The 25,544-nt window shown below is 30.0% G+C and carries 19 protein-coding genes, 1 other RNA gene and 1 pseudogene; 10 read left to right on the top strand and 11 right to left on the bottom strand.

Going from position 1 to position 25,544, the window contains the following annotated elements; all coding sequences use genetic code 11:
• Positions 1-11: 11 nt before the first annotated feature.
• Complete coding sequence (gene prlC, locus AB162_RS00185; RefSeq protein ID WP_053096460.1) at positions 12-2,066, bottom strand: oligopeptidase A; 2,055 nt, start codon at positions 2,064-2,066, stop codon at positions 12-14.
• Between the two features lie 399 nt (positions 2,067-2,465).
• On the opposite strand from prlC, the gene AB162_RS00180 reads away from it, so the two are divergent.
• Positions 2,466-3,113, top strand: a complete 648-nt coding sequence (locus AB162_RS00180) for a MarC family NAAT transporter (protein WP_053096458.1) — start codon at positions 2,466-2,468, stop codon at positions 3,111-3,113.
• Positions 3,114-3,256: 143 nt separating this feature from the next.
• Here the strand turns inward: AB162_RS00180 and accC are convergent, their stop codons facing one another.
• The 4 genes and pseudogenes from accC to AB162_RS02955 form a co-directional block, all read right to left on the bottom strand.
• Positions 3,257-4,600, bottom strand: a complete 1,344-nt coding sequence (gene accC, locus AB162_RS00175) for an acetyl-CoA carboxylase biotin carboxylase subunit (protein ID WP_053096456.1) — start codon at positions 4,598-4,600, stop codon at positions 3,257-3,259.
• Between the two features lie 16 nt (positions 4,601-4,616).
• Entirely contained in the window at positions 4,617-5,057 is a 441-nt protein-coding gene (gene accB / locus AB162_RS00170) for an acetyl-CoA carboxylase biotin carboxyl carrier protein (RefSeq protein WP_053096454.1), read from the bottom strand.
• An 18-nt stretch (positions 5,058-5,075) separates the two neighbouring features.
• A pseudogene (locus tag AB162_RS03020) lies at positions 5,076-5,273 on the bottom strand (type II 3-dehydroquinate dehydratase); the annotation flags it as partial.
• Between the two features lie 1,196 nt (positions 5,274-6,469).
• Complete coding sequence (locus AB162_RS02955) at positions 6,470-6,631, bottom strand: hypothetical protein (protein ID WP_156213982.1); 162 nt, start codon at positions 6,629-6,631, stop codon at positions 6,470-6,472.
• A 1,369-nt stretch (positions 6,632-8,000) separates the two neighbouring features.
• On the opposite strand from AB162_RS02955, the gene hupA reads away from it, so the two are divergent.
• Positions 8,001-8,273, top strand: a complete 273-nt coding sequence (gene hupA / locus AB162_RS00165; RefSeq protein ID WP_053096452.1) for a nucleoid-associated protein HU-alpha — start codon at positions 8,001-8,003, stop codon at positions 8,271-8,273.
• Between the two features lie 68 nt (positions 8,274-8,341).
• Here the strand turns inward: hupA and purD are convergent, their stop codons facing one another.
• From purD to rplM, 4 genes are all read right to left on the bottom strand, one after another.
• Entirely contained in the window at positions 8,342-9,631 is a 1,290-nt protein-coding gene (purD, locus tag AB162_RS00160; RefSeq protein ID WP_053096450.1) for a phosphoribosylamine--glycine ligase, read from the bottom strand.
• Between the two features lie 24 nt (positions 9,632-9,655).
• The gene (gene purH / locus AB162_RS00155; protein WP_053096449.1) at positions 9,656-11,272 is read right to left on the bottom strand and encodes a bifunctional phosphoribosylaminoimidazolecarboxamide formyltransferase/IMP cyclohydrolase; all 1,617 of its coding nucleotides are present in this window, start codon (positions 11,270-11,272) and stop codon (positions 9,656-9,658) included.
• A gap of 624 nt (positions 11,273-11,896) precedes the next feature.
• Positions 11,897-12,295, bottom strand: coding sequence for a 30S ribosomal protein S9 (rpsI, locus tag AB162_RS00150; protein ID WP_053096447.1), 399 nt, complete (start codon positions 12,293-12,295; stop codon positions 11,897-11,899).
• Between the two features lie 15 nt (positions 12,296-12,310).
• Positions 12,311-12,739 (bottom strand): 50S ribosomal protein L13, encoded by a 429-nt coding sequence (gene rplM / locus AB162_RS00145; protein ID WP_053096446.1) that lies wholly within the window; start codon positions 12,737-12,739, stop codon positions 12,311-12,313.
• Positions 12,740-13,650: 911 nt separating this feature from the next.
• Here rplM and AB162_RS00140 point away from each other — a divergent pair.
• Entirely contained in the window at positions 13,651-15,039 is a 1,389-nt protein-coding gene (locus AB162_RS00140; RefSeq protein ID WP_053096444.1) for a Do family serine endopeptidase, read from the top strand.
• A gap of 62 nt (positions 15,040-15,101) precedes the next feature.
• Here AB162_RS00140 and murA read toward each other — a convergent pair whose 3' ends face one another.
• Entirely contained in the window at positions 15,102-16,364 is a 1,263-nt protein-coding gene (murA, locus tag AB162_RS00135) for a UDP-N-acetylglucosamine 1-carboxyvinyltransferase (RefSeq protein WP_053096442.1), read from the bottom strand.
• Between the two features lie 94 nt (positions 16,365-16,458).
• Positions 16,459-16,707, bottom strand: coding sequence for a BolA family protein (locus AB162_RS00130; RefSeq protein WP_053096440.1), 249 nt, complete (start codon positions 16,705-16,707; stop codon positions 16,459-16,461).
• A 616-nt stretch (positions 16,708-17,323) separates the two neighbouring features.
• Between AB162_RS00130 and rnpB the strand changes: the two genes are divergently transcribed.
• From rnpB to plsB, 7 genes are all read left to right on the top strand, one after another.
• Positions 17,324-17,731, top strand: an RNA gene (gene rnpB, locus AB162_RS02910) — RNase P RNA component class A.
• A 59-nt stretch (positions 17,732-17,790) separates the two neighbouring features.
• A complete protein-coding gene (locus tag AB162_RS00125) occupies positions 17,791-18,453 on the top strand; it encodes a DedA family protein (RefSeq protein WP_053096438.1) in 663 nt (220 codons plus the stop codon).
• Positions 18,454-18,526: 73 nt separating this feature from the next.
• Positions 18,527-19,894 carry a CDP-diacylglycerol--serine O-phosphatidyltransferase gene (gene pssA, locus AB162_RS00120; RefSeq protein ID WP_053096435.1) on the top strand — a complete coding sequence of 456 codons (1,368 nt, stop codon included), beginning with the start codon at positions 18,527-18,529 and terminating at the stop codon, positions 19,892-19,894.
• A 377-nt stretch (positions 19,895-20,271) separates the two neighbouring features.
• The gene (gene aroK, locus AB162_RS00110) at positions 20,272-20,799 is read left to right on the top strand and encodes a shikimate kinase AroK (protein WP_053096432.1); all 528 of its coding nucleotides are present in this window, start codon (positions 20,272-20,274) and stop codon (positions 20,797-20,799) included.
• A gap of 371 nt (positions 20,800-21,170) precedes the next feature.
• Positions 21,171-21,848 (top strand): ribulose-phosphate 3-epimerase, encoded by a 678-nt coding sequence (gene rpe, locus AB162_RS00105; RefSeq protein WP_053096430.1) that lies wholly within the window; start codon positions 21,171-21,173, stop codon positions 21,846-21,848.
• Between the two features lie 77 nt (positions 21,849-21,925).
• Entirely contained in the window at positions 21,926-22,939 is a 1,014-nt protein-coding gene (trpS, locus tag AB162_RS00100; RefSeq protein WP_053096427.1) for a tryptophan--tRNA ligase, read from the top strand.
• A 135-nt stretch (positions 22,940-23,074) separates the two neighbouring features.
• Positions 23,075-25,537, top strand: coding sequence for a glycerol-3-phosphate 1-O-acyltransferase PlsB (gene plsB, locus AB162_RS00095; RefSeq protein ID WP_053096425.1), 2,463 nt, complete (start codon positions 23,075-23,077; stop codon positions 25,535-25,537).
• The last annotated feature ends 7 nt before the right edge of the window (positions 25,538-25,544 follow it).

The raw sequence follows: 25,544 nt of genomic DNA, 5'->3' as shown, positions 1-25,544 counted from the left end.
TGACTACTAATTTAGTGATTGTTTTCTATGATCCCATAGTTACGTAGCATGGCATCTAACTGCGGTTGACGTCCTCTGAAACGTGTAAATAATACCATCGGATCTTCCGATCCGCCGCGAGACAGAATATTATCTAGGAATAATTTACCAGTATAGGGGTTAAAAATACCTTCTTCTTCAAAACGTGACCATGCATCAGCAGCTAGTACATTTGCCCACAAATAACTATAATAACCAGCTGCATAACCTCCAGAAAAAATATGGCTAAAAGTATTGGGAAATCTTATCCAATCTAGGCTAGGCATTACTGAAACTTTTTCTTGAACTTCAGCTAGAAGTTTAAATATTATAGCTCCATTATTTTTGTTATACTGGTAATGCAGACAGAAATCGAAAAGACTGAATTCTATTTGGCGCAAAATAAATAATGCAGCTTGATAGTGCTTGATATCTAGTAGATGGTTAAGAAAATCTATTGGTAATGGTTTACCTGTTTTATAGTGGCTGGAAATCAACTCTAGCGCATTAGGTTGCCAACAGAAATTTTCCATAAACTGACTAGGTAGTTCTACAGCATCCCAGGGAATACCATGAATACCAGATACTCCTGGAGTATCTATAACAGTGAGCATATGATGGAGACAATGGCCGAACTCATGAAACAATGTAGTAACTTCACTATGAGTAAATAGTGTTGGTTGTTCGCTGCTACTTGAACGATTGAAATTACAAATTAGATATGCAACCGGCTTTTGTAAATGACCATTAGCTTTACGCATCATACATACACATTCGTCCATCCAAGCCCCGCCGCGTTTATTATCACGGGTATATAGGTCTAAATAGAAACTACCACGTAATTCGCCTAGATCATCAAACAAATCAAAAAAACTCACTTCATCATGCCAGGTATTAACATTCTTACGTTCGATAGCTGTAATACCATAAATACGCTTTATTACTTCAAACATCCCGCTTATAACCTTATTTTCTGGAAAATAAGGACGTAATTGTTCATCTGTGATAGAAAATAAATTTTGTTTTTGTTTTTCACTAAAATAAGCGATATCCCATGGTTCTATTTTATCATGAAAAAAATGTTTTTTAGCAAATAATCTGAGCTGATCTAGTTCTTTCTCTCCCTGCAATCTAGTACGTTTAGCAATATCATGCAAAAAATCTAGTACTTGTTTAGGGTTCCGTGCCATTTTAGTAACTAAAGATTGTTCAGCGTAGTTGTTGAAACCTAAAAGTTGTGCTAGTTCATAACGTAAATCTAGTATTTCATTCATAATAGGTCCGTTATCCCATTTACCAGCATTAGGTCCTTTATCAGATGCACGAGTATTATAAGCTATGTATAATTCTTCACGTAACAGTTGATTATCACAATAAGTCATCACCGCTAGGTAACTAGGAAGCTTCAGAGTAAGTAACCACCCTTTCTGCGCATTAGCCTCTGCATTAGCTCTTGCCTCAGTTTTCGTACTTTCTGGGATTCCTGATATTTCTTTTTCATCGATAATAAGCTTATTCCATCCGTGTGTAGAGTCTAGAACATTATTACTATAAACTGATTCTAACTCTGATAACCTAGCTACTATTTTTCCATAGCGCTGTTGTTTTTCTTTCGTTAGGTTAATACCGGACAGTTTGAAATAACGTAACGTATTATCTACAGACTGTTTCTGTGCTATGCTAAGCTGATTATAATTATTACTATTACGCAGTTGATTATAAGCATAATATAAACCTTTATGTTGCCCTACCCAGGTAGTATACTCTGATAACATGAATAGGCATTGCTCATAGGCAAGACGTAGTTCAGCATTATTATTGACTGCATTAAGATGATTAACTGGCGACCAAATACGGTGAAAATCATCATCAGCATCTGCTAGTATTTGACACAGATTATCCCAATTGAATGGACCTAAATTAGATACTACCTTTTCAACAGTTTGGCGGCAATTATCTAATGCTGCTTTAACCGCAGGCACAATATCATCAGTATTAATATTGGAAAAAGGAGGCAAAGAAAAATTTTTAAGTAAATGATTTGTCATCATAGCATTTTCCTATTACTATTAGTTTAATAATATAAATATATATATTAAATATATTTAATTATAATTTTTTATATATTATAATATATATAATTTTAAAAAATATTATTAAATATAATATTATTAATTATTTATTTAAAAATATTTAATAAACGTGCAATAATTATGTATTGCCAATTTTGCTGCGTATTTATTATTAAATATTGATGTTTAGATATCTATACATCCCTATCAGTAGGTAGTAGCAATCAATAAAAATATTAAAAATATAAAACATGTTTGTGAAACACAAAATTGATTATCTTGCTTAGTCATACCATACATTATTTAAAATAAATTAATATTTAATAATATTAATTATACTATATATTTACTCGTTTACTAGGAGATTAATGATTTATGTTAGAACTATTAAAGGCTATAGGCCTAGGCCTTATGACTCTTTTGCCTCTAGCCAATCCTATTACTACTCTAGCGCTATTTTTGAGTCTAAGTAAAAACATGACTACTGAGGAACGTAACCAACAGTCGTTGCTAACATCTGTTTATGTATTTATGATAATGATAGTCGTATTTTATGCTGGAACTATAGTTATGAATACTTTTGGAATTTCGCTCCAAGGGTTACGTATTGCAGGAGGTATTATTGTATCATTCCTTGGATTTAGCATGCTATTTCCTGATCTATTCAATAACATTCGATCTCAGAAACAAGATAAAATATATAAAGTTAATATTGCTTTTGTTCCGCTTGCCATGCCTAGTACAACAGGACCAGGTACTATCGCTATGATTATAAGTTGGGTATCTACTGTAAAAGATAGTGTTTCTTTTGTGCCTTGGGTAACTAAGATTGCTCCAGTTTTGGTATTTTTTACTATTAGCTTAATAGTTTGGGGGGTACTACGTAGTTCTAGTACTATTATGCGTTGTTTAGGCGAAAATTGCATTCATGCAATATCACAACTAATGGGTTTTTTACTAGTATGTATGGGTATACAATTTATTATAAATGGTATTTTAGAATTAATAGTTAGTATCCATTAGAATCTTACATAATTTTATAAAGACAATGTCTTATTATAGTATAGCTATACCTAGTATTAATATTTTCCATAATCAGATCTATCTATCTCATTATTTAATAAATTTGTTCTTAATAGATCTTATGCATAAGATGATATGAATAGCTATTTATTATTTAGTATTTTTTCTAAATAGTGAATATTAGTACAACCTTGTTTGAAATTTTCATCATTAATGATTTTCAACTGTAGTTCTATATTAGTTTTTATGCTATCGATAATAAGCTCTGTAAGAGCATGTTTCATTCTAGAAATAGCAACATTGCGCTGATCACCAAAACATATTAGTTTTCCAATCATAGAGTCATAATACGGCGGTACAGAGTAGCTGGTATAAATATGTGACTCCCAGCGCACACCAAAACCGCTGGGAGCATGAAATCTTGTTATTTGTCCAGGACTAGGTAGAAAAGTATTTGGATCTTCTGCATTAATACGGCATTCAATTGCGTGACCATAGATATGAATTTTATTTTGAGTAATTGAAAGTTTATTACCTGATGCTATTAATAACTGTTCTTTAACAATATCTATACCAGTTATCATTTCAGTGACAGGATGTTCCACTTGAATACGAGTATTCATTTCAATAAAAAAAAAGTCCCCTTCTTCGTATAGAAATTCGAATGTCCCAGCGCCACGATAACCTATATCAAGACAAGCCTTAACACAAAGTTCTCCAATATATCTACGTAAATCATCAGTAATTCCTGGTGCAGGTGCTTCTTCTAATACTTTCTTGTGCCTAAATTGCATTGAGCAGTCACGCTCAGCTAAGTAAACAGCATTACCTTCATTATCAGCTATAACCTGAATTTCTATATGTCTAGGATTATCTAGATATTTCTCCATATATACTATATCATTACTAAACATTGCTTTTGCTTCAGTACGAGTGATTCTTATAGCAGATTCTAGATCTGTATCATTGCACACTATACGTATTCCGCGTCCACCCCCGCCTCCTGAAGCTTTTATGATTATAGGATAGCCGATAAGTTGAGCTATGGCTTTGTTTTCTTGCATATCTTCACTAACTGGTCCATCTGATCCTGGTAAACACGGCATACCTGTTTTTTTCATTTTTTTTATTGCTGATACTTTATCTCCCATCAAACGAATAGTTTCAGATTTTGGTCCAATAAAAATAAATCCGGAACGCTCAACTTGCTCTGCAAAATCAGCGTTTTCTGACAGAAATCCATACCCTGGATGAATCGCCGTAGAACCAGTTATTTCTGCAGCTGAAATTATTGCAGGAATATTCAGATAACTTTTTATCGATTGAGGAGGACCAATACATATAGTTTCATCTGCTAAAAGTACATGTTTTAGATCTCTATCTGCTGTTGAGTGCACAGCCACAGTTTTAATATTTAACTCCTTACATGCGCGAAGGATACGTAGCGCAATTTCACCGCGATTTGCGATAACAATTTTATCTAACATTTAATTTAGCGCCTTATTACTCAATGACAATAAGTGGCTCGTCGAATTCAACCGGCTGACCGTTTTCTAGTAAAATAGCTGTGACTACGCCTTCTTGATCTGATTGAATCAAATTCATAATTTTCATTGCTTCAACAATGCATAAAGTATCGCCAATATTAACTTTTTGACCTAATTCAACGAATGGTTTCGTATCACAGCTAGGTGTACGATAAAAAGTCCCAACCATTGGTGAACGCACTAAATGACTATTAATATTTTTAGTATTTATAGGCTGCTGGGGCTTTGTTTCTATATAGTGGTTTGGTCCTACTACTACTGACTGTTGTGAATTAGGTAGATAAGTTTGCATCGTACGACTTATACGAACAGATTCTTCACCTTCTGTGATATTTAGCTCTGAAATGCTAGATTCTTCAACTAGTTTGATTATTTTTTTTATCTTACGAATATCCATAAATTAATTTCCATAAAATCATGAGTGAGATTTTGACAGAATTTTTACAGCCGTATGTAAGGCAAATTGATAACCATAAACACCAAAACCGCAGATAAAGCTAATAGCTATATCATACAGATAGGAATCATGTATAAAAGATTCCTTAGCATAAATATTAGAAATATTAATATAAAAACAAGGTATTTTTACCGCTAAACAAGTATCAAGAAAAGCAACGCTAGTATTACAGTTATTATAATAAAATACTTGTTACAACGAGCTTAATGTCTATTATTAATTAGCTTATGCTACTAATGCTAAGAATTATACTGAAAATTACTTATTAGTGGTGCTATCATGCTTGCAGCAATCTAAATCATATCTATGATTATTTCATAAAGTGTGGTATAATAATACTTTTTTTTTGTTACTTAACTGTGACCTAGTCAATTACGATTATAACCGTTTATAAGTAAAATTTAGCACTAATAAGTAATCATTATACTCTGATATAGCTTCAATTTACGATACTAAGCTTTTATATAGTTAATATGAAAAAAGAAGAAAAATTATTTCTAATAATTTTATAAAATTAAATTAAAACTAATTTCAATATTTTTCTTACTTAGGGTAAATATTATTACATGATAGTGTAATTTACACTATCATTTTTACTATATCATTAGAATGATAAAATATTAATGTTTTAACTAAGATTAATATCAAAATAAGTAAAAAAAAATGTCTATTATAGAGATAAAAAATTATTATTTATGCTTTGGTGATACGTACTTACCTTACTTATTGTAAATTGATATAACGTTGTTTAATTATTTTACTATATATTTTTGTACTTAACAGTACTGTAATATATGTAAAATTAAACTGCATTGTCCTTAACGCACCTTTCCCTTAAGTAGTTAAAAGGCGTAACTATCATATTGTTTGTTTACTGCTAGCCTAAATTATTAGAGTAGCTGCTGCATGAATAAGCAAAAAAGATGCTTGGTCGGACGCCTGGTAATATTACTGTACTGCAATAATACCAATGAAAAATTAAAAATAATGAAACATCACGTGCTGGGCACTTGGGGGTAGTCATACATTTGAAATAATTGGCATGCATGATTATTATTTAATTCGCGAATAAATCAATTAAATAAAAACTCAATAAAAATATTTTTATATTAATTTGTACTTTGATGCTAAATTATAACTAGTATCTAGTTATAGTACGTATTTCCATATAGGTTATAGTCCAGCCCGTATCAATCCTTGTGCTATGTGCTACCTATTCCAAATAAAGATTATCGTTTGTTAAAAATTATATATATATTATTTTTGGTTACTAGTCGTCTAGTATACAAGTACACAATATCACGACACCAGTGCAAGGACGGAGTAGTGTAAATGATATATAGTAGTAGTTACTACGCAAGCCAATATTGATTATTACACAGATCAAGTAGACAATGACAGTCTAACAGATAAACATATGTACGCTTTAAGATAACACAATTAATATTACTTACTCCTAAGCCAATTTTATCGATACCAGCACTAGCTACAAGATCTATATTTATAAAAGCCATAAAAAAATTACGCTTATTAACACGTAGATTATGAATAAGATAGGTTAGAAGATGATAAGTTTATTGATATACTACTAGTATTCCGTTTAGTAAAATTAATTTTAATTACGCATACTATGTTTGCAACAGAGGTTGTACTTAAATACTAATAAAATTAAATATTTTTGTGATAATAAAAGTACAAATAATAAATGCATATTTGATTAAATAGATAGTTAATATTGTTGGAACTCATGAAATAGCATTCGTAGATAATTTCCTATGTATTAATAATTGTACGCTTGATTGTCTTGTTTATTAATAAGCAACAATAACTATTCACAGAATGATCATTACGTAATACATCATCGTTACGAATACGTTCTCTACCAATATTTTAACTTATTACAGCAATAAACTAAATTGACGGCGTTATAATTCCTGCGCTGACGTATTTTATTTTAGCACCGCGCGTATTATTATTATAATAATATTAAATATTTAACACTATGTTACTACTAATTATATGATTTTTTTTATTTTTATCTATTGTTCCCGTCAATGTGGAAGACAATAACGTAAATTAATTAATATATATGGATAACAATAATGTCAATAAGTATCATATACTTCTAGTATATAATCATTTTATTCGTTGCAGTGATCTAGACTACTACTACATTTAGTAGTATTTATATTAATTTTATTACCATGAAAATATATACGTATATAATTATAAAAATTATTGCTACTATCTATACCTACCTAATTGATAAATTAAAACTTGTGCTTTAGTTAATCTAACGCGACGTTAGTTGGTAGATGATGATCTGTAAATAAAACATTCCTATTTATGATAATTACTACTATCTGATAACATTAAATATGTTTACTTAAATAAGTATTTAATTTAAATACAATATATTTATATATGTTTACACTAACAAGTAAAAGAATAATATAAAAAAATATATATATATAATTTTTTTCTTTAAATTATATGACTTACTAATAGTCAGTAAATTATTTATATTATTAATAATTCACTAGCTGGAGCTGGGAATCGGTAATAAAATACAATTTATTTTAAATATTTTTTTAGTAAAAATTTTTAATTAACTCAAATTACTACCGTAATTTATATAATATATATAGCTACCTATACTATAGTACGATAGTATATTTATGAAAATCTTCTTAGTAAGAATAACTATAGGGATAAATATAATTCAGCTTTATTTGATATAAAGTGTACCATTTTATAATAATGTTAAGCCTATTTACCTTTTAAATAAGGCGTCATATGATCCTATGTCTAGTATACATTGTCTTAAAATAAAATAATTTTACTAGATGTTTAATAAGTTATAAAAAACTATAAGGATAATATATGAATAAAACTAAACTAATTGATGTAATTGCCGAGAAAGCTAATCTATCTAAAGCACAGGCTAAATTAGCACTAGAATCTACTTTAGCAGCAATTACTGAGTCTCTTAAAGATGGTTATGCCGTACAATTGGTTGGTTTCGGCACATTTAAAATTCATCATCGTAGCGAGCGTATTGGCCGTAATCCACAGACTGGTAAAGAAATAAAAATAGCTGCTGTTAACGTTCCTGCGTTTATTTCTGGAAAAATATTAAAGGCAGCCGTAAACTAAATTTTTTATGCGTAAAATAGGGGTATATATAATGCTATTTTACGCATAGCATCATAATATATTTATATTTAATTTGATTTAACAACTAGCCCTGCCCTATAACCAATATCGCGCCTGCAAAAACTATCTTGCCATTTTATACAGTCTACTATTTTGTAAGTACGTTTTTGTGCTTCGGCTAAAGTATTTCCTAGTGTAGTAACACATAATACTCTACCGCTATTTGTTAATAGCTTACCTTTTTCCAGTAGTGTACCAGAATGAAACACTTTTTCTTCGTTACTATCTATAGTTGGTAATCCACTAATTTCATAACCAATACGGTAATTGCTAGGATACCCTACTGAAGCTAATACTACACTAAGTGCAAATCTTTCGTCCCATTGAAATACTTCTTTATCTAAATTACATTTAGTGGCAGCTATGCAATGAGCTAATAAATCTGAGCGCATACGCAATATTATAGTCTGGGTTTCTGGATCTCCTAAACGGCAATTAAACTCAATGACTTTAGGTTGTCCTTCTGGTGTTATTATAAGACCTGCATAAAGGAAACCTGTATAGCTATTATTTTCTCTAGCCATCCCTTTTATGGTAGGTAAAATAATTTGATCTAATATTTTATTATATAATTCATTAGTGACTAATGGTACTGGAGAATATGCACCCATTCCGCCAGTATTAAGACCATTATCTCCATCACCTACTCTTTTATAATCTTGGCTAGTAGCCATAGGTACAACATTTTTACCATCTACCATAACTATAAAGCTGATTTCTTCACCACTAATAAATTCTTCTATCACAATACTATTACCAGATTCCCCAAAAATTTTACTAATTAATATTTTCTTTATTGCATCTTCAGCTTCTACTAAAGTAGTAGCAATTATCACTCCCTTACCTGCTGCTAATCCATCTGCTTTAATTACAATTGGTACACCTTTTTTGTGAACATAATTTATAGCAGGTAATACTTCTTTGAAGTTCTGATAACAACCAGTAGGTATATTATGGCGATGTAGAAAATTTTTAGTAAAATTTTTAGATCCCTCTAACTGTGCAGCTGCTTTAGTTGGTCCAAAAACTATTAGTCCAGCATCATGAAACATATCTACGATACCTATTACTAAAGAGGCTTCTGGACCTACAATAGTGAAATCAATATTGTTATATTTAGCAAATTTAATAAGTTCTGAAATATCTGTAGCGGCAATATTAACATTTTCTAATGAATTTTCTAGAGCTGTACCAGCATTACCAGGAGCTACGAATACTTTTTTTGCTAAAGGCGATTGTGCTACCTTCCATGCAAGAGCATGTTCACGTCCACCGTTACCAATAATTAAAATATTCATAAGTGCGCTCCTATATTAAGTTATTTAGTGGCGAAAATGCCGCATTTTAGTAAAAATCATAGCAATATTATGTTCATTAGCAGCAGTAATTACTTCTTGATCTCTAATAGATCCACCAGGTTGAATAATACAACTTATACCAACTGCTGCAGCATAATCTACTACATCACGAAAAGGAAAAAAGGCATCTGAAGCCAGAGTAGATCCACTGATATCTAGTTTTTCTTCAGAAGCTTTTATACTAGCAATTTTTGCTGCAAAAATACGGCTCATCTGACCTGCACCAATACCAATTGTCTGGTTATCTCGCGCATAAACGATAGCATTTGATTTTACGTATTTAGCTACTTTCCAACCAAAATAAGCATCTCGCATCTCTGACTGATAGGGTTTACGTTTACTTACTACCATAAGATCTGAAAAATTTACTATACTGCAATCTTGTTCCTGTACTAGTAAACCCCCGTTTACTCTTTTTATATCTAAATCTAGATTAGATTTAATTTTATTCATATGACCAATAGTCAAAACACGTATATTATTTTTAGTTTCTAGTATTTCTATAGCATTTTGATCTATTGTTGGTGCAATAATCACTTCAACAAACTGGCTTTGAATAATTTCTCTAGCAGTATTAGCGTCTAGTGACTTATTAAATGCTATTACTCCTCCGAAAGCTGAAGTAGAATCAGTTTTATAAGCACGTTTATAGGCTGAAAAAATATTGGTGCCAGTAGCAACACTACATGGATTAACGTGTTTTACTATTACGCAAGTTGGTTCACTAAACTCTCTAACACACGCTAACGCTAAGTCAGTATCAGCTATATTATTATAGGAAAGATTTTTACCTTGCAACTGTTTTGCGGTAGCTATTGATTTTTCTTTAGATCCATTTTCAATATAAAATGCTGCTAACTGGTGATAGTTTTCACCATAGCGTAGATCTTGTTTTTTGACAAAATTTATATTTAAGTTTATCGGTAACTTGTTGGAAGTATTTCTAATACTTTGATCATGATTATCATCTATTTTTTTATTATAATTACTAAAAAATTTAGCAATATTATATTCATAGGCTGCAGTATATTTAAAGGCCTTAATAGCTAAATTAAAACGAGTTTCTAGATTTAGAGCTCCTTTATTACGATCAAGTTCTAACATAATATCAGAATAATCATTAATATTTACTACCATTGCTACATATCGATAGTTTTTAGCTGCTGAGCGTAAAATAGTAGTACCACCAATATCAATATATTCCACTGCTTCTTCAAGATTAATATTACCTGTTTCTGAAGCTATTTTGTCGGCGAATGGATATAAGTTGACCACAACCATATCAATAAATTCTATACCATATTTTTTTATGATCGTATTATCATCGATATTACGGCGTGCTAATATTCCACCATGTATTTTTGGATGTAATGTTTTTACTCGTCCGTTAATAATTTCAGGGAATCCGGTGTAATCAGACACTTCAGTTACTTTTATTCCTGCTTCTAATAGATGGCGCGCAGTACCACCAGTAGATAGTATTTTTACACCATATTTAGATAAATGTTGGGCAAATTCAATAATTTTAGTTTTATCATATACACTAAGTATAGCATTACGAATAGGAAGTTTTAGTTGCATAGAAAATTACCTATAATTTTTACATCAAAAATTATTTTAAATAATATAAATATATTAAGGATCTTATAGTATAAGATATATTATTATTTTTTAATAAATAAATTTATTAATTAAATTAATTTATTATAAACACTAATATTTACATTTTTAGTAAAACTTCAATAAGTTAACTAATTGTTAATTAGTAATATTGTAATTATACTAAATAATTTTAAGAAAATATGATTTGTTTAAAATTAATATAAAAATAAAGTAAAACAATAAGTGTTTATTTACTGATATTTAGGATGTATAGATCATAAGATATAGATCTTATTTTAAAATAAAAAATTTTTTATAATTTAGCTAAACATAAATTGATAGTGCTTAAATAAAATAAAAAAAAATATATTTTTATCAAGCGACAGATTTTAACAAACGATATCTATCGCTTAATATATGCTGCTTTTACTTATTTTAAATATTTTACTGCCGCCTACCTTACTTAGGTTTAGGTAAAAAAACTAATAAAACTTAGTTTTGACTAAAAACTGCATCAGTTGAAATACAGAAATAAGTATTTTGAGCGAAATAGCACTTATTTATAATAAATAATAGTAATTAGTGATAAATAATAGTTATTTATTATCTTTTTGAGAACTGCGGACGACGACGAGCTTTACGTAGCCCACATTTTTTACGTTCAACCTTACGAGCATCACGAGTAATAAAACCAGCTTTACGCAAAATAGTACGTAAAGTTTCATCATAATTAATTAGTGCACAAGTTATACCGTGTCGTATTGCTTCTGCTTGTCCGGATATACCACCACCTTTAACTGTTACATAAAGATCTACTTTATTGATCATTTCAACCATTTTTAATGGTTGAATAACTATCATACGGGCTGTTTCACGCCCAAAGTAATTATCTATACTACGTTGGTTGATAATAATTTTACCACTACCTTCTTTATTAAAGAAGACACGAGCGGAAGAACTTTTACGTCTACCTGTACCATAGTATTGCGCTTCAGCAACCATAAATTGTTATCTCTACTAAATGTTTAAAAATTGCGGTTGCTGTGCAACATGGCGATGTGTAGCACCCGCGTAAACTTTAAGTTTTTTGAGCATAGTACGTCCAAGTGGACCTTTTGGTAACATACCTTTAACTGCTATTTTAATTATATGCTCAGGGCGTCGAACTATCATTTCTTTAAATGTTTTTTCTTTAAGACCACCCACAAAACCGGTATAATGATAGTATTTTTTATCAATAATTTTGTTGCCGGTTACTATTATTTTTTTCGCATTTAAAACTATAAAATAATCACCTGTATCTATGTGTGGAGTGTAGATAACTTTATTTTTTCCACGTAGCCTACAAGCCAGTTCAGTAGCAAGACGCCCTAATATTTTATCACTAGCATCAATAATATACCAGTGACGTTTGATAGTTTCTAGCTTTGCTGTAAAAGTTTTCATTATAACATTTACCCTTATCAAATTGACTATTTATTTATATAGTAATTATTTTACTTATATTATATAATTAAAATAATTTTTACACAATTTATTATACTGCATTGTTTTTTTTGTAAAAAATTTTACCACTATTTAAATTTTTTTATTGAAAATAATCTTCAATTAAGCATAGCAACAAACTATTTGCATTAATATTTTGCATACATAATTAAATTATGTAAATAACTACAATAATAATTACATATATATTTAATCATAGTGTAATTAAAAAAATTTTTTTTACCTGTCTTTATGTATTATGCATTAATGATAATAACATTCAGTTGTATATAATTAGTGCTAACTAACTATGCAATAACCTATATAGTATTATTATAAATACTAGTAATTGTTATGATATGACAAACTACGCTAATTAGCTTTTTAGTATAAAGAATTCTGGGTGCAGTAGTAATGCAGTTTAGCAAACTTAAGTTAAGTAATAAAAAAACTATATGTTATGAATTAGACAATACTGAACTAGAGAAGTGTCGTAAGTAATTTAATAAATATTTTTTTAGTAGTGCATAATTATTCGAAAATATTGCTAATTGCTCCAGCCAGCTATATTATTTTACTCCCTAATAAAAATAAACATAAGGAAGATAATAAGTTTCGTGATCGTTGAACTGAGGCTGATAATTCTAAAATTCCAGCTTACATTAAACAATTAGATAATTATCTTTATAGCTATAGTTTAACTACATATAAATATTCTAAATATAGAATATATTAGTACCTAAGTTTATTTTCTAGACAAAAAATTATTAATAATACTAAAATATTAATTTAATTATAATTTAATTATAGGTTTACTAAACTAATAGTTAGTATAATAGTTATGAATGATCAGTAAGTGAGTTGACATTAAAATGAAAATAAAATATTTATTTTACGTATTAATACTGAGTTGTTTATTAACTTATTTACCATTGTGCGTGACAATAGCAGCTTTACCTCCCGAAATTAATGGAAACACTACTACTAGTATGCCACCAAGTTTAGCTCCTATGCTAGCAAAAGTTCTACCAGCAGTAGTAAGTGTTCATGTTGAAGGAACACAATCAATACAGCGTCCTACATTATTATTACCTAAAGAATTTAGATATTTCTTTAGTCCTGATATTCCAAATGGAAACTATAGTATAAGACCTTTCGAAGGATTAGGATCTGGAGTTATTATTAATGCTAAAAAAGGCTACGTAATTACTAATAATCATGTTATTGCTGGAGCAGATAAAATTAAAGTTCAGCTGAATGATGGACGTAAATTTGAGGCTAAACTTGTTGGCCATGACGAACAAACAGATTTAGCATTACTACAACTTCCTTCTTATAAGAACCTAACTGAAGTTAAAATAGCTGATTCAGATATCTTAAAAGTAGGGGATTTTGTTGTAGCAGTAGGCAATCCATTCGGTCTTGACCAGACAGTAACTTCAGGAATTATTTCTGCATTAGGTCGTAGTGGACTTAATTTAGAAGGATTAGAAAATTTTATTCAAACTGATGCATCTATTAATCGTGGTAATTCTGGTGGTGCATTAGTTAATATTAACGGTGAACTAATTGGCATTAACACTGCTATTCTAGCACCTGGTGGAGGAAATATTGGCATTGGTTTTGCTATTCCTAGCAATATAGTAAAGAATTTAAGTCAGCAGCTAATTGAATTTGGAGAAGTTAAACGTAGCCAGCTTGGGATAAAAGGCACAGAATTAACTGCTGATATAGCAAAAGAGTTTCAAATTGAAGCACAGCATGGTGCTTTTATTAGCGAAGTAATAGCTGGATCAGCAGCAGCTAAAGCCAACATAAAAGCAGGTGATATTATCATTTCTATAGATGGAAAACTTATTCAAAGTTTCGATGAACTACGTGTAAAAGTAGGAACAACTACCCCAGGAAAAAAAATTAAGTTAGGTTTAATACGTAATGGTAAACCATTATCTCAAGTAGTAGTACTAGAAGATAGTGCTTATTGTACTTCTAACCCAGATTTATTAACTCCTGAGTTACAGGGTGCATATCTCAGCGATGGAACAATGAAAGATGGCACTAAATGTATCATAGTTGATGATGTTTTAAAGGATTCTCCTGCTGCATTAATGGGTATACAAAAGGGGGATATCATCATAGGAATTAATCTAAATAGATTAAATAACATTAGTCAACTACGTAAAATATTACGCAATAAACCAGCTGCGATGGCACTAAATATTCTTCGTGGTCATAAGAATATATTTTTATTATTAGAATAATCACTAATTAGTTCAAAACTGACATCACAGTATCTTGTTAAGAGAGAATTGGTGTCAGTTAATTATAATTTTCCGCTAATACGTTCTATTTTAGCGCCTAAACTACGTAATTTACCTTCAATATCATCATAACCACGATCAATATGATAAATACGATCTACTATAGTTATACCTTCTGCAATACATCCAGCTAAAACTAAGCTAGCAGAAGATCTTAAATCAGTAGCAACTACTTGTGCTCCTGACAGTTTTTCTACACCATAGCAGATCAGAGTATTACTTTTAATATCAGCATGTACACCCATACGTCTAAGTTCTTTGATGTGCATAAAACGATTTTCAAAAATTGTTTCAGTAATTAATCCTGTTCCATTAGCAACTAAATTTAATAAACTAAATATTGCCTGCAGATCAGTAGGAAACCCAGGATACGGCTCGGTACGTACAGCAATTGCTTTAGGCCTTTGTCCATTTATATTTAAGCTTATCCAATCATATCCAGTTTCTATATTTGCACCAGTTTCACGTAATTTAGTTAATACTGTATCTAGTATATTAGGACATGTAGCTTGACATAAAATATTGCCACGAGAAATAGCAGCTGCTACTAAGAATGTCGCAGTTTCAATGCGATCTGGTAGTATGCGGTAAATTCCCCCGCCTAGACAAGTAACGCCCTCAATAGTAATTTTATTACTTCCGGCACCAATAATTTTAGCACCTAAAGTAGTAAGAAAATTAGCAGTATCAACAATTTCAGGTTCACGTGCAGCATTATCAATAATAGTGACTCCTTCTGCTAGCGTAGCAGCGCTCATAATAGTTATAGTAGCGCCTACACTAATTTTATCCATCATTATATATGCTCCTCGCAGCCTTCCTGTTACCGATGCTTGAACATATCCATCTTCTAACTTAATAGCAGCTCCTAGCTGTTTTAAACCACTCAGATGCATATCAACTGGACGTGCACCAATAGCACAACCTCCTGGTAAAGAAACTTTACCTAGTCCAAAACGAGCTACAAGGGGACCAAGTACCCAAATAGAAGCACGCATTGTTTTTACAAAATCATATTGTGCACAATATATATCCACTTTACTCGCATCTACATATACTGATCCATTCCGTTTAATCTTTACGCCAAGCTGGCTAAGTAATTGTATTGTTGTTTCGATATCTTTCAGTTTAGGAATATTTTGTATTTCTACTAGATCTTCTGTTAATAAAGTGGCAAATAAAATTGGTAAAGCTGCATTTTTAGCACCAGAAATAGTAACTTTTCCTATCAAAGGAGTAGGACCTGTTATAATAAATTTATCCATTTTCTTAATATATAATATATTATTAATTAATAATTATTAATTATATTACCTAGTATTTTATAAATATAGATCCTATAATAATATATAGCCTATATCATATAAATTTACTATAAATTTGCCATTCTTCTGGAGAATATGCTTTGATAGAAATAGAATGAATACTGTTATTAGCTATATATTTTATGAGTGGCGCATAAATAATCTGTTGTTTTTTAACACGACTCATGCCAGTAAATTGTTTACTAATAGCAATAATCTGAATATGGTTAACGTTACTACTTACATATACTTCATCTAATGTTAGCATTGACATTAATAAATTTTTTATTTCATTGGTTGTCATAATTTTTAGTTTACAATTAATATTGTGTTGTTACATTCATATGAGTTTATTTTATAAGTTTATGAACTATTAGTTATCATTGTAGTTATCATTTTTTTAAAAAATAAATATACATTATAGCAATAAGCATTCCATAAACTAGCTTGCTTTTGCTTATTTTGTTGTATACATTTTTTGTTATATACAACATCAAAATATTGTTTTTACAACATAATTTTGGCGTCAGGCGTAAAATTATATTTTAGGTGGTACGACTTTACCTATGTTTAATTAAATAATTTTTATAAAAATTATTATTTATAATATATAGATAGCTTATTTTATTTATATAAAGTATAAGTACAATTTAATTGTATATTAAATTAATACATTTTGTAGAAACTGCAGCAGTGATTACTATAACTACTACTGCACTCACTTAAACATCATTGCTATTAATATACATTGTATAATGAATAATTTTATTAGGATAAATAGTACTTTTATGCAGTAATTTAATGAAAATCAATAATTTTTATTACATAATTTAATCTATTCAATAAATTATTGAACTATTAAAAATAATTAAATTATCTCATAGATGACAAGTTAATAAAAAATTTCTATACTAAGCCTAGAAGTTGACTAGACAGTCGCTGCTTCATACTAACAATAATATGAAGGAGAGGAAAGTCCGGGCTCCATAGGGCAAGGTGCCAGGTAACGCCTGGGGGGTAGAAACAAACTTACGACAAGTGCAACAGAAAGTAAACCGCCAATGGCCTATTGATTTTTATTATACTTGATCAAAAAATAAGTATTAATAAATAGGATCAGGTAAGGGTGAAAAGGTGCGGTAAAAGCGCACCGCGTATTTGGTAACAATTTACGGCACGGTAAACTCCACCTGGAGCAAGGCTAAAAAGAGGTTAAATAGTGCGGCCCGTACTTATAACCCAGGTAAGCTGCTTGAGCCAGATCGCAAGTACTGGTCTAGATGAATGACTGTCCACGACAGAACCCGGCTTAACGGTCAACTTCTTCTTTTTTTTTTAATGTATAATTAAAATTAATATTTTTATCTTCTAAAGATGTACCAGAAAAATGATACAAACACTATTACATGCCTTATGGCAACAGGATTTTCAAAAATTTTCTGATCCAAAACTAGTATATGCTACTTATTTATTAGTATTCATTATTCTTTTTTTAGAGAATGGAATTCTGCCAGCTGCTTTTCTACCTGGAGATAGTCTATTAATATTGATAGGTGTACTAATTGCTAAAGGTATATTAACTTTTCCTATTACTTTACTACTACTAACTATTGCAGTAAGCTTAGGTAGCTGGTTAAGCTACCTACAAGGTACTTGGTTAGAAAATAATAGTGTTGTTAATAGCTGGCTAGCAAATTTACCACCTAATTATCATATTCGGGCTCATAGAATGTTTCATCGTCATGGGCTATCAGCTTTACTATTTGGCCGTTTCATTGCCTTTATACGCACTTTACTGCCAACTATTGCCGGACTATCTGGTCTTAGTAACTCACGCTTTCAATTTTTTAACTGGATGAGTGCATTTTTTTGGGTGTTAATATTAACTGTGCTAGGGTTTTTTAATTGGAAAAAAAATAATTATTTTAAATATTATGAAGAAGAAATAATGCTGTGCCTGATGTTGCTCCCATTGACGCTATTAACAATAGGACTAATTAGTTATGGTGCAATAAAATTGCGTGAAAAATTTTCTGTCAGAAGTAAATAATATTAAAAATAAAAACGGTATAGTTAATAGCATTAAATATTAATCATTAAAAACATTTAACACTAATACTATTATGTTTTTAGAAAATAGTAATAAACATCAACAATACCTTATACAATTGCCTAAAATTTCTCAGAATGTAGCAGATATACAAACGCTTTATAGTCCTAAAGATTTTTATCATACGCTACTGAAAGCTATATTAGGAGCAAAACATCGTATATATATAGTATCACTGTATTTAGAGAAAGATCAAGGTGGTGAAGTTATTCTAAATGCCTTATATCAAGCAAGAAAAGTGAATCCTAATATAGACATAGTAGTATTAGTAGATTTGCATAGAGCACAACGTAGTCGTATAGGTGGTAGTAATACAATAAATACTACTAATGCTGACTGGTATTATCAGATAGCTGAATCTTATCCTGATGTCAATGTGCCAGTATATGGTGTTCCTATCAATACGCGCGAAGCGCTTGGTATACTACATTTAAAAGGTTTTATTGTTGATAATAACGTTATTTACAGTGGTGCTAGCATAAATAATGTTTATTTACATAAACAAAATAAGTATCGTTATGATAGATATTATATGATAAATAACCAACTGTTAGCTGATTCTTTACTAATTTACATTAAGCAGCAGTTTTTAACCAAATCAGCAGTCAACAAACTTAATGATATTACATGTAATAAAAGTTCTAATTGTCATATAAAAAACTATAATATTAGGTTATTTCGGCACTCTCTACGCTATGCAGATTACTGCTATGAAGGAAGTACGGCACAAGATGAATTAACAATTACGCCTTTAGTAGGTTTAGGAACAAAAAGTATTTTAAATCAAACTATTCATCACCTTATTTGTTCAATAAATACTAATATAACACTATGTACCCCTTATTTTAATATGCCTGCAAAGTTATCAAGAGATTTAGTTAGTCAATTACGTAAAGGTAAGCAGATTGAAGTAATCGTTGGTGATAAAACTGCTAACGATTTTTATATAAACTCTGATAACCATTTTAAAATAATTGGAATTTTACCATATTTATATGAAATTAATCTGCGTAGTTTTATTAAGGGATTACAAAATTATTTAGATAACGGTCAATTGATAATAAGATTATGGAAACATGGCGAAAATAGTTATCATATTAAGGGTCTGTGGGCAGATAAAGAGTGGTTATTATTAACTGGTAATAATTTTAATCAGCGTTCTTGGCGACTTGATTTAGAAAATGCGCTATTAATTCACGATCCTAATAATGAATTATACTACCAGCGTGAGCAAGAATTAACATTGATACGTACTTATACAAAAATGTTGAATCATTATACTGAATTACAATCTATCGCAGATTATCCAGTGAATGTACGTAAAATTATTCGTAGATTACGCCCTATTCTAATTCACAGATTAATTAATCAAATAATCTAGTATATAGAGTATAGGTAGGTAACTATAAAAAATATTTATTCAGTACTTAACTAAAGTCTTAAATATAAAATTAACACCTAATTTTTTTGCAATAAAAATATACTTTTTTTCTATATTTAGAATAAATATACTAGTATACAAATTAAGTATATTAGAAGAAATTTTATTATATTTAATAAAAACTAAATTAATAACAAAGAATTTTTTCTTAAATCCAATTATTGTTTCATAACAAAAAGCAGGAAACATAATAATGTTTATGTAAAGATAATTTGAGTCTGATTATCAGATATACTATCGTTAAATTTAGGTATCGCCACTAATTCAATTGGCGGGATTGTCATCTAACAATAATCTTAATAGTAAGACCAAAACATATGATAGAGAAACGAAATCTATTTCTTGTTGGGCCTATGGGTGCTGGTAAAAGCACTATTGGTCGTCAGTTGGCTCAACAGCTTAATATGGAATTTTTTGATTCTGATCAAGAAATTGAGCGACGCACTGGTGCTGATGTAGGCTGGGTATTTGACTTAGAAGGTGAAGATGGTTTCCGTTATAGAGAAGAAAAAGTAATTAACGAACTTACAGAGAAACAAGGAATAGTACTTGCTACTGGAGGAGGCTCGATAAAATCTAGAGAAACACGTAATCGTCTTTCTGCACGTGGAGTAGTTATTTATCTAGAAACTACTATTGAAAAACAGCTGTTACGTACGCAGCGTGATAAGAAACGTCCATTATTACAACAAGTTGAAATACCCCCAAGAGAAGTATTAGAAGCATTGGCACGAGAACGTAACCATTTATATGAAGAAATCGCTGATATCACTATTAGTGCTAATGAACACAGCGCTAAGTTTGTTGCTTATCAAATTATCAGTATACTAGAACGTAATAACTAATAATTAATGTTTATTATTATCAAGTGTGTTTTTTGATCAATGTTATGGTATGAACTAATTACTACCTAGGTTATATCTAATAACTATTACTATCTTACTAAATAAGAGTATATTACTATGAAAGCGGTATGGTATTTTGAAATTTATTAAATAGTAAAAAATTTTTACTACATTACTTACTAGTTGTAGCATAAACTTGGTACTACTGAGATAAAGTTAGTATGTAAAAATTACTATATTGAATACTTAAATTAAAATTTGTAGTGCTATAGTACGCAATTACGTAATAAAAATACCTGACATATTTAGGAGATAATATTAATTAGATATGTTTAGTTAAATATAATAAATATAAATGAATTTTTCATATTATGAAAAACTTTTGGATAGCACCATCTATTTTATCAGCTGACTTTGCTTGTTTAGGTGAAGATACTGCACGAGTAGTATCAGCTGGTGCTGACTTAGTACATTTTGATGTTATGGATAATCACTATGTACCAAATATTACTATTGGCCCATTAGTATTAACAGCATTACGTAAATACGGTATTAATGCACCAATAGATGTGCACCTAATGGTTAAGCCAGTAGATAATTTAATTATTTCTTTTGCAAATGCAGGTGCTAATTATATTTCTTTCCATAAAGAAGCATCAGAACATATCGATAGTTCTCTGCAGCTAATTAAAGCACATGGTTGTAAAGCAGGACTAGTATTTAATCCTGCTACATCACTTGAATGTTTAGAATATGTAATAGATAAAATTGATATGATTTTGTTAATGTCGGTTAATCCAGGTTTTAGTGGTCAATCTTTCATTTCATCTACTATAGACAAAATAAGAAAGGTACGAAAAATAATTAATTTCTATAATAGAGAGATCCGTCTTGAAGTAGATGGCGGCATTAATATAGAAAATATAGGTACTATTGCTATTGCAGGAGCAGATACTTTTGTCGCAGGTTCAGCTATTTTTAGCCAAAAAAATTATCATACTGTTATTAACGCAATGCGTAACGCTATTTCATTAGTTGTGGGTAAATAACAATATTATTTATTTTTAAAAATCACACAAAATTTATAAACTACTAATTAGTAATATTTATATATATAATTTATCTAATGATTAAACCAATTATTTTTAGCGGTGCACAACCTTCAGGAAAATTAACTATTGGTAACTATATAGGTGCATTAAGTCAATGGGTTAGAATACAAAATGATAATGATTATGAGTGCTTATATTGTATCGTAGATTTACATGCTTTGACTATAAAACAGTCAGCAACTCAGCTACGTAAAACATCTATGGATTTTATTGCACTATATCTTGCTTGTGGAATAGATCCAAAAAAAAGTACAGTATTTCTTCAATCTTCTGTACCAGAACATAGTCAATTAAGCTGGTTATTACATTGTTATACTTACTTCGGAGAACTGAGCCGAATGACGCAGTTTAAGTATAAATCTACCAGTTATGCTGATAATATCAACGCGGGACTTTTTAGCTATCCTATACTAATGGCCGCAGATGTTCTTTTGTATCAAGCAAATAAAGTTCCGGTAGGTGAAGATCAAAAACAACATATTGAGCTGATTCGTAATATTGCCAAACGTTTTAATACTATTTATAGCAGCAATATATTTACAATACCTGAACCATTAATTCCTGATTGTGGTGCACGTATTATGTCATTACTAGATCCTTTAAAAAAAATGTCTAAATCATCTGCAAACCAGAATAACGTAATAATGTTATTAGAAGATCCCAAGTCTGTAGTAAAAAAAATAAATAATGCTGTTACAGATTCAGACTATCCACCTAAAGTTTATTTTGATCCAGTAAACAAGCCTGGAGTTTCTAACTTACTTAATATTTTATCCTGCGTTAGTGGTACTTCTATAGCTAATTTAGAAATTTATTTTTCAGGAAAAATGTATAGTAATTTAAAATTTTCTGTAGCTAGTTCAGTATCAGATATGCTGAAGTCACTGCAGGATCGTTATGTTATACTACGTGCAGACGAATCTTATCTAAGTCAGGTGTTACGTGAAGGAGCAGAAAAAGCACGTAACTATGCTAGTTTAACGCTAGCTAAAGTATATGATGCAGTAGGTATTTTTCGTGAAAAATAATAAATACTTTATTGCATAAATTACTTAAATAAATAACTGATTGCAAATCATAGTTATTTATCACTAAATTTGTATTTAGCTAGTAGCTAGCAGCTAGCATTTTAACCTTCATTAAGCACGAGACTTTACATAGAAATGTTAAATTGGCGTACTATATACTATATGGTATTATCTATACCATTAAAGTTTTTAGTTAAAAGTCAAGTTATTCCTAAATTTTTTATTAAAAAAATAGGTTTATATTTACAGCAACCAATTATATATATACTGCCATCTAACTCTACATTAGATTTATTAACTATGCGGATACAGTGTATAAAACATGGGTTACCAGATCCTATAGAACCAATAAATATCTATGGTATTAAACTTAAGCGTTATATTTTTATAAAAAATAGCCAAATTCTAAGTTTTAGAGGTACGATACTACAGCAAAACTTAGCTTTATTTCAGAAATATCTTCATTTATCAAAAAAATATACCTGGTTGAATGTGCAAATTATTCCAGTATTAGTTATGTATGGACGCTCTCCTGGTAGGGATATATCTAAAAATCAAATAAATAATAACATGCTCCTACTTCAAGGTATAAAAAAAATAATATCTTTACTATGGTTAGGTCGTGATAGTTTTGTTCATTTCTCTAATCCTTTAAAAATACGTGATATATATATACACCATAGTACAGATAATACTCATACTCTTGCAAAAAAATTAGCTCGTTTAGTCAGCATTAACTTCGCCCGTCAGAAAATAGTCACTATGGGACCTAGATTACCGGTACGTAAGAATTTATTTAAAAAATTACTAGCTTCTAATAATATTAATAAATTGGTGCAAGATGAAGCAATTAGCAAAAAAATATCATTAAAGCAATCACAGCAAAAAGCGATTGCACTAATGGACGAAATTGCCTCTAATTTTTCGTATGAAGCTATACGCATATCAGATCGCATATTAGGTTTGACCTGGAACCTTATGTATCAAGGCTTACATGTACGTCATACAAATAGAATTATTCAATTAGCAGAAAAGGGACATGAGATGGTTTATATACCATGTCACCGTAGTCATATGGACTATCTTTTACTTTCTTACGTTTTATATCATATAGGTTTAGTTCCACCACATATTGCAGCAGGTATTAACCTAAATTTTTGGCCAGTAGGTAATATTTTTCGTAGATTAGGAGCTTTTTTTATACATCGTACTTTCAAGAAAAATAAGCTTTATTCTGCTATATTTAGAGAATATCTATATGAACTATTCTCTAGCGGTTACTCTTTGGAATATTTTTTAGAAGGTAGTCGTTCACGTACTGGCAGATTACTAGATCCAAAAAAAGGTACTCTAACTATCACTATTCAATCTATGTTGCGCGCCAGTACACGACCGATCACTATTGTGCCTATATATATTGGCTATGAGCATGTAATAGAAGTAACTACATATATTAAAGAATTATGCGGTAAAGAAAAAAAGAAAGATGGATTAATACATATGTTTTGTGGATTACGTAAATTACGTAATCTTGGCATTGGATATGTTAATTTTGGTGAACCAATACAACTAGTAAATTGGCTTAATCAGCAAGTTCCGCAGTGGCGCAACAATATCAATAAAATAGCAACTAATATCACTACTAGCAACCCTAGACCAGATTGGCTAACGACTACTGTTGATAATATAGCTATTACTATTATGATAAAAATTAATAACGCAGTAGCAGTTAATGCGATAAATTTATGTGCTATAGTGCTATTAGCATCATATCAGTATGCATATTTACTTAATAGTCATCAATTAATTTCACAACTCCAGTGCTATCTTGAGTTATTACGTAATGTTCCCTATGCCCCTGAAGTTACTATACCAAATATTACGCCTGAAGCTATACTAAAACATGCATTAGCACTAAATAAGTTTAGTGTAGTACATAATACAATGAGCGATATAATTTTTTTATCAAATTATCAAGCAGCCGGAATTACTTATTACCGCAATAATATTCAGCATTTATTTATTTTACCTTCTTTAGTTGCTATGATGATCATTAATGTTCCTGGGGTTAGTCGTCAACAACTACATCAGCATATTTTATGCTTTTATCCTATGTTAAAAATAGAATTATTCATGCGATTTAGTACCAATGAATTACCATCATTTATAGACAATTTAATTATAGAATTACATAGGCAGAGATTATTAGAAGAAAAACATCATAAATTTTATCCTATTATGGATAGGATAAATATCCTAGAGCTATTAGCTGTAAGTGGACAAGATACAATACTACGTTATGCGATAATTTTATCATTAAAATATTATAATCCGCAGATTAATCGTAGTATTTTAGAAAAAAAAAGTTTGCTTGTTGCAAACCACATAGCACATAGTATTAATGCACCAGATTTATTCGATAAATCTATTTTTTATAGTATTATCAATACCCTATATAATGAAAATTATATTAATGATACTTATAGTAACGAGATGAGCACTAGCAAAATAAAAAACATATATTATGTGGTGAACACACTAATTAAACAAAAAATTAAAATAATTATTACTAGTTCAATAAATATTAAACAACATTAAGTTATCA

This window comes from Candidatus Palibaumannia cicadellinicola (genome assembly GCF_001269425.1).
In the GTDB taxonomy this organism is placed as follows: Bacteria; Pseudomonadota; Gammaproteobacteria; order Enterobacterales; family Enterobacteriaceae; genus Baumannia; species Baumannia cicadellinicola_A.
The sequence above is the reverse complement of the archived record's forward strand: the minus strand, read 5'-3'. Positions and strand labels throughout refer to the sequence as shown.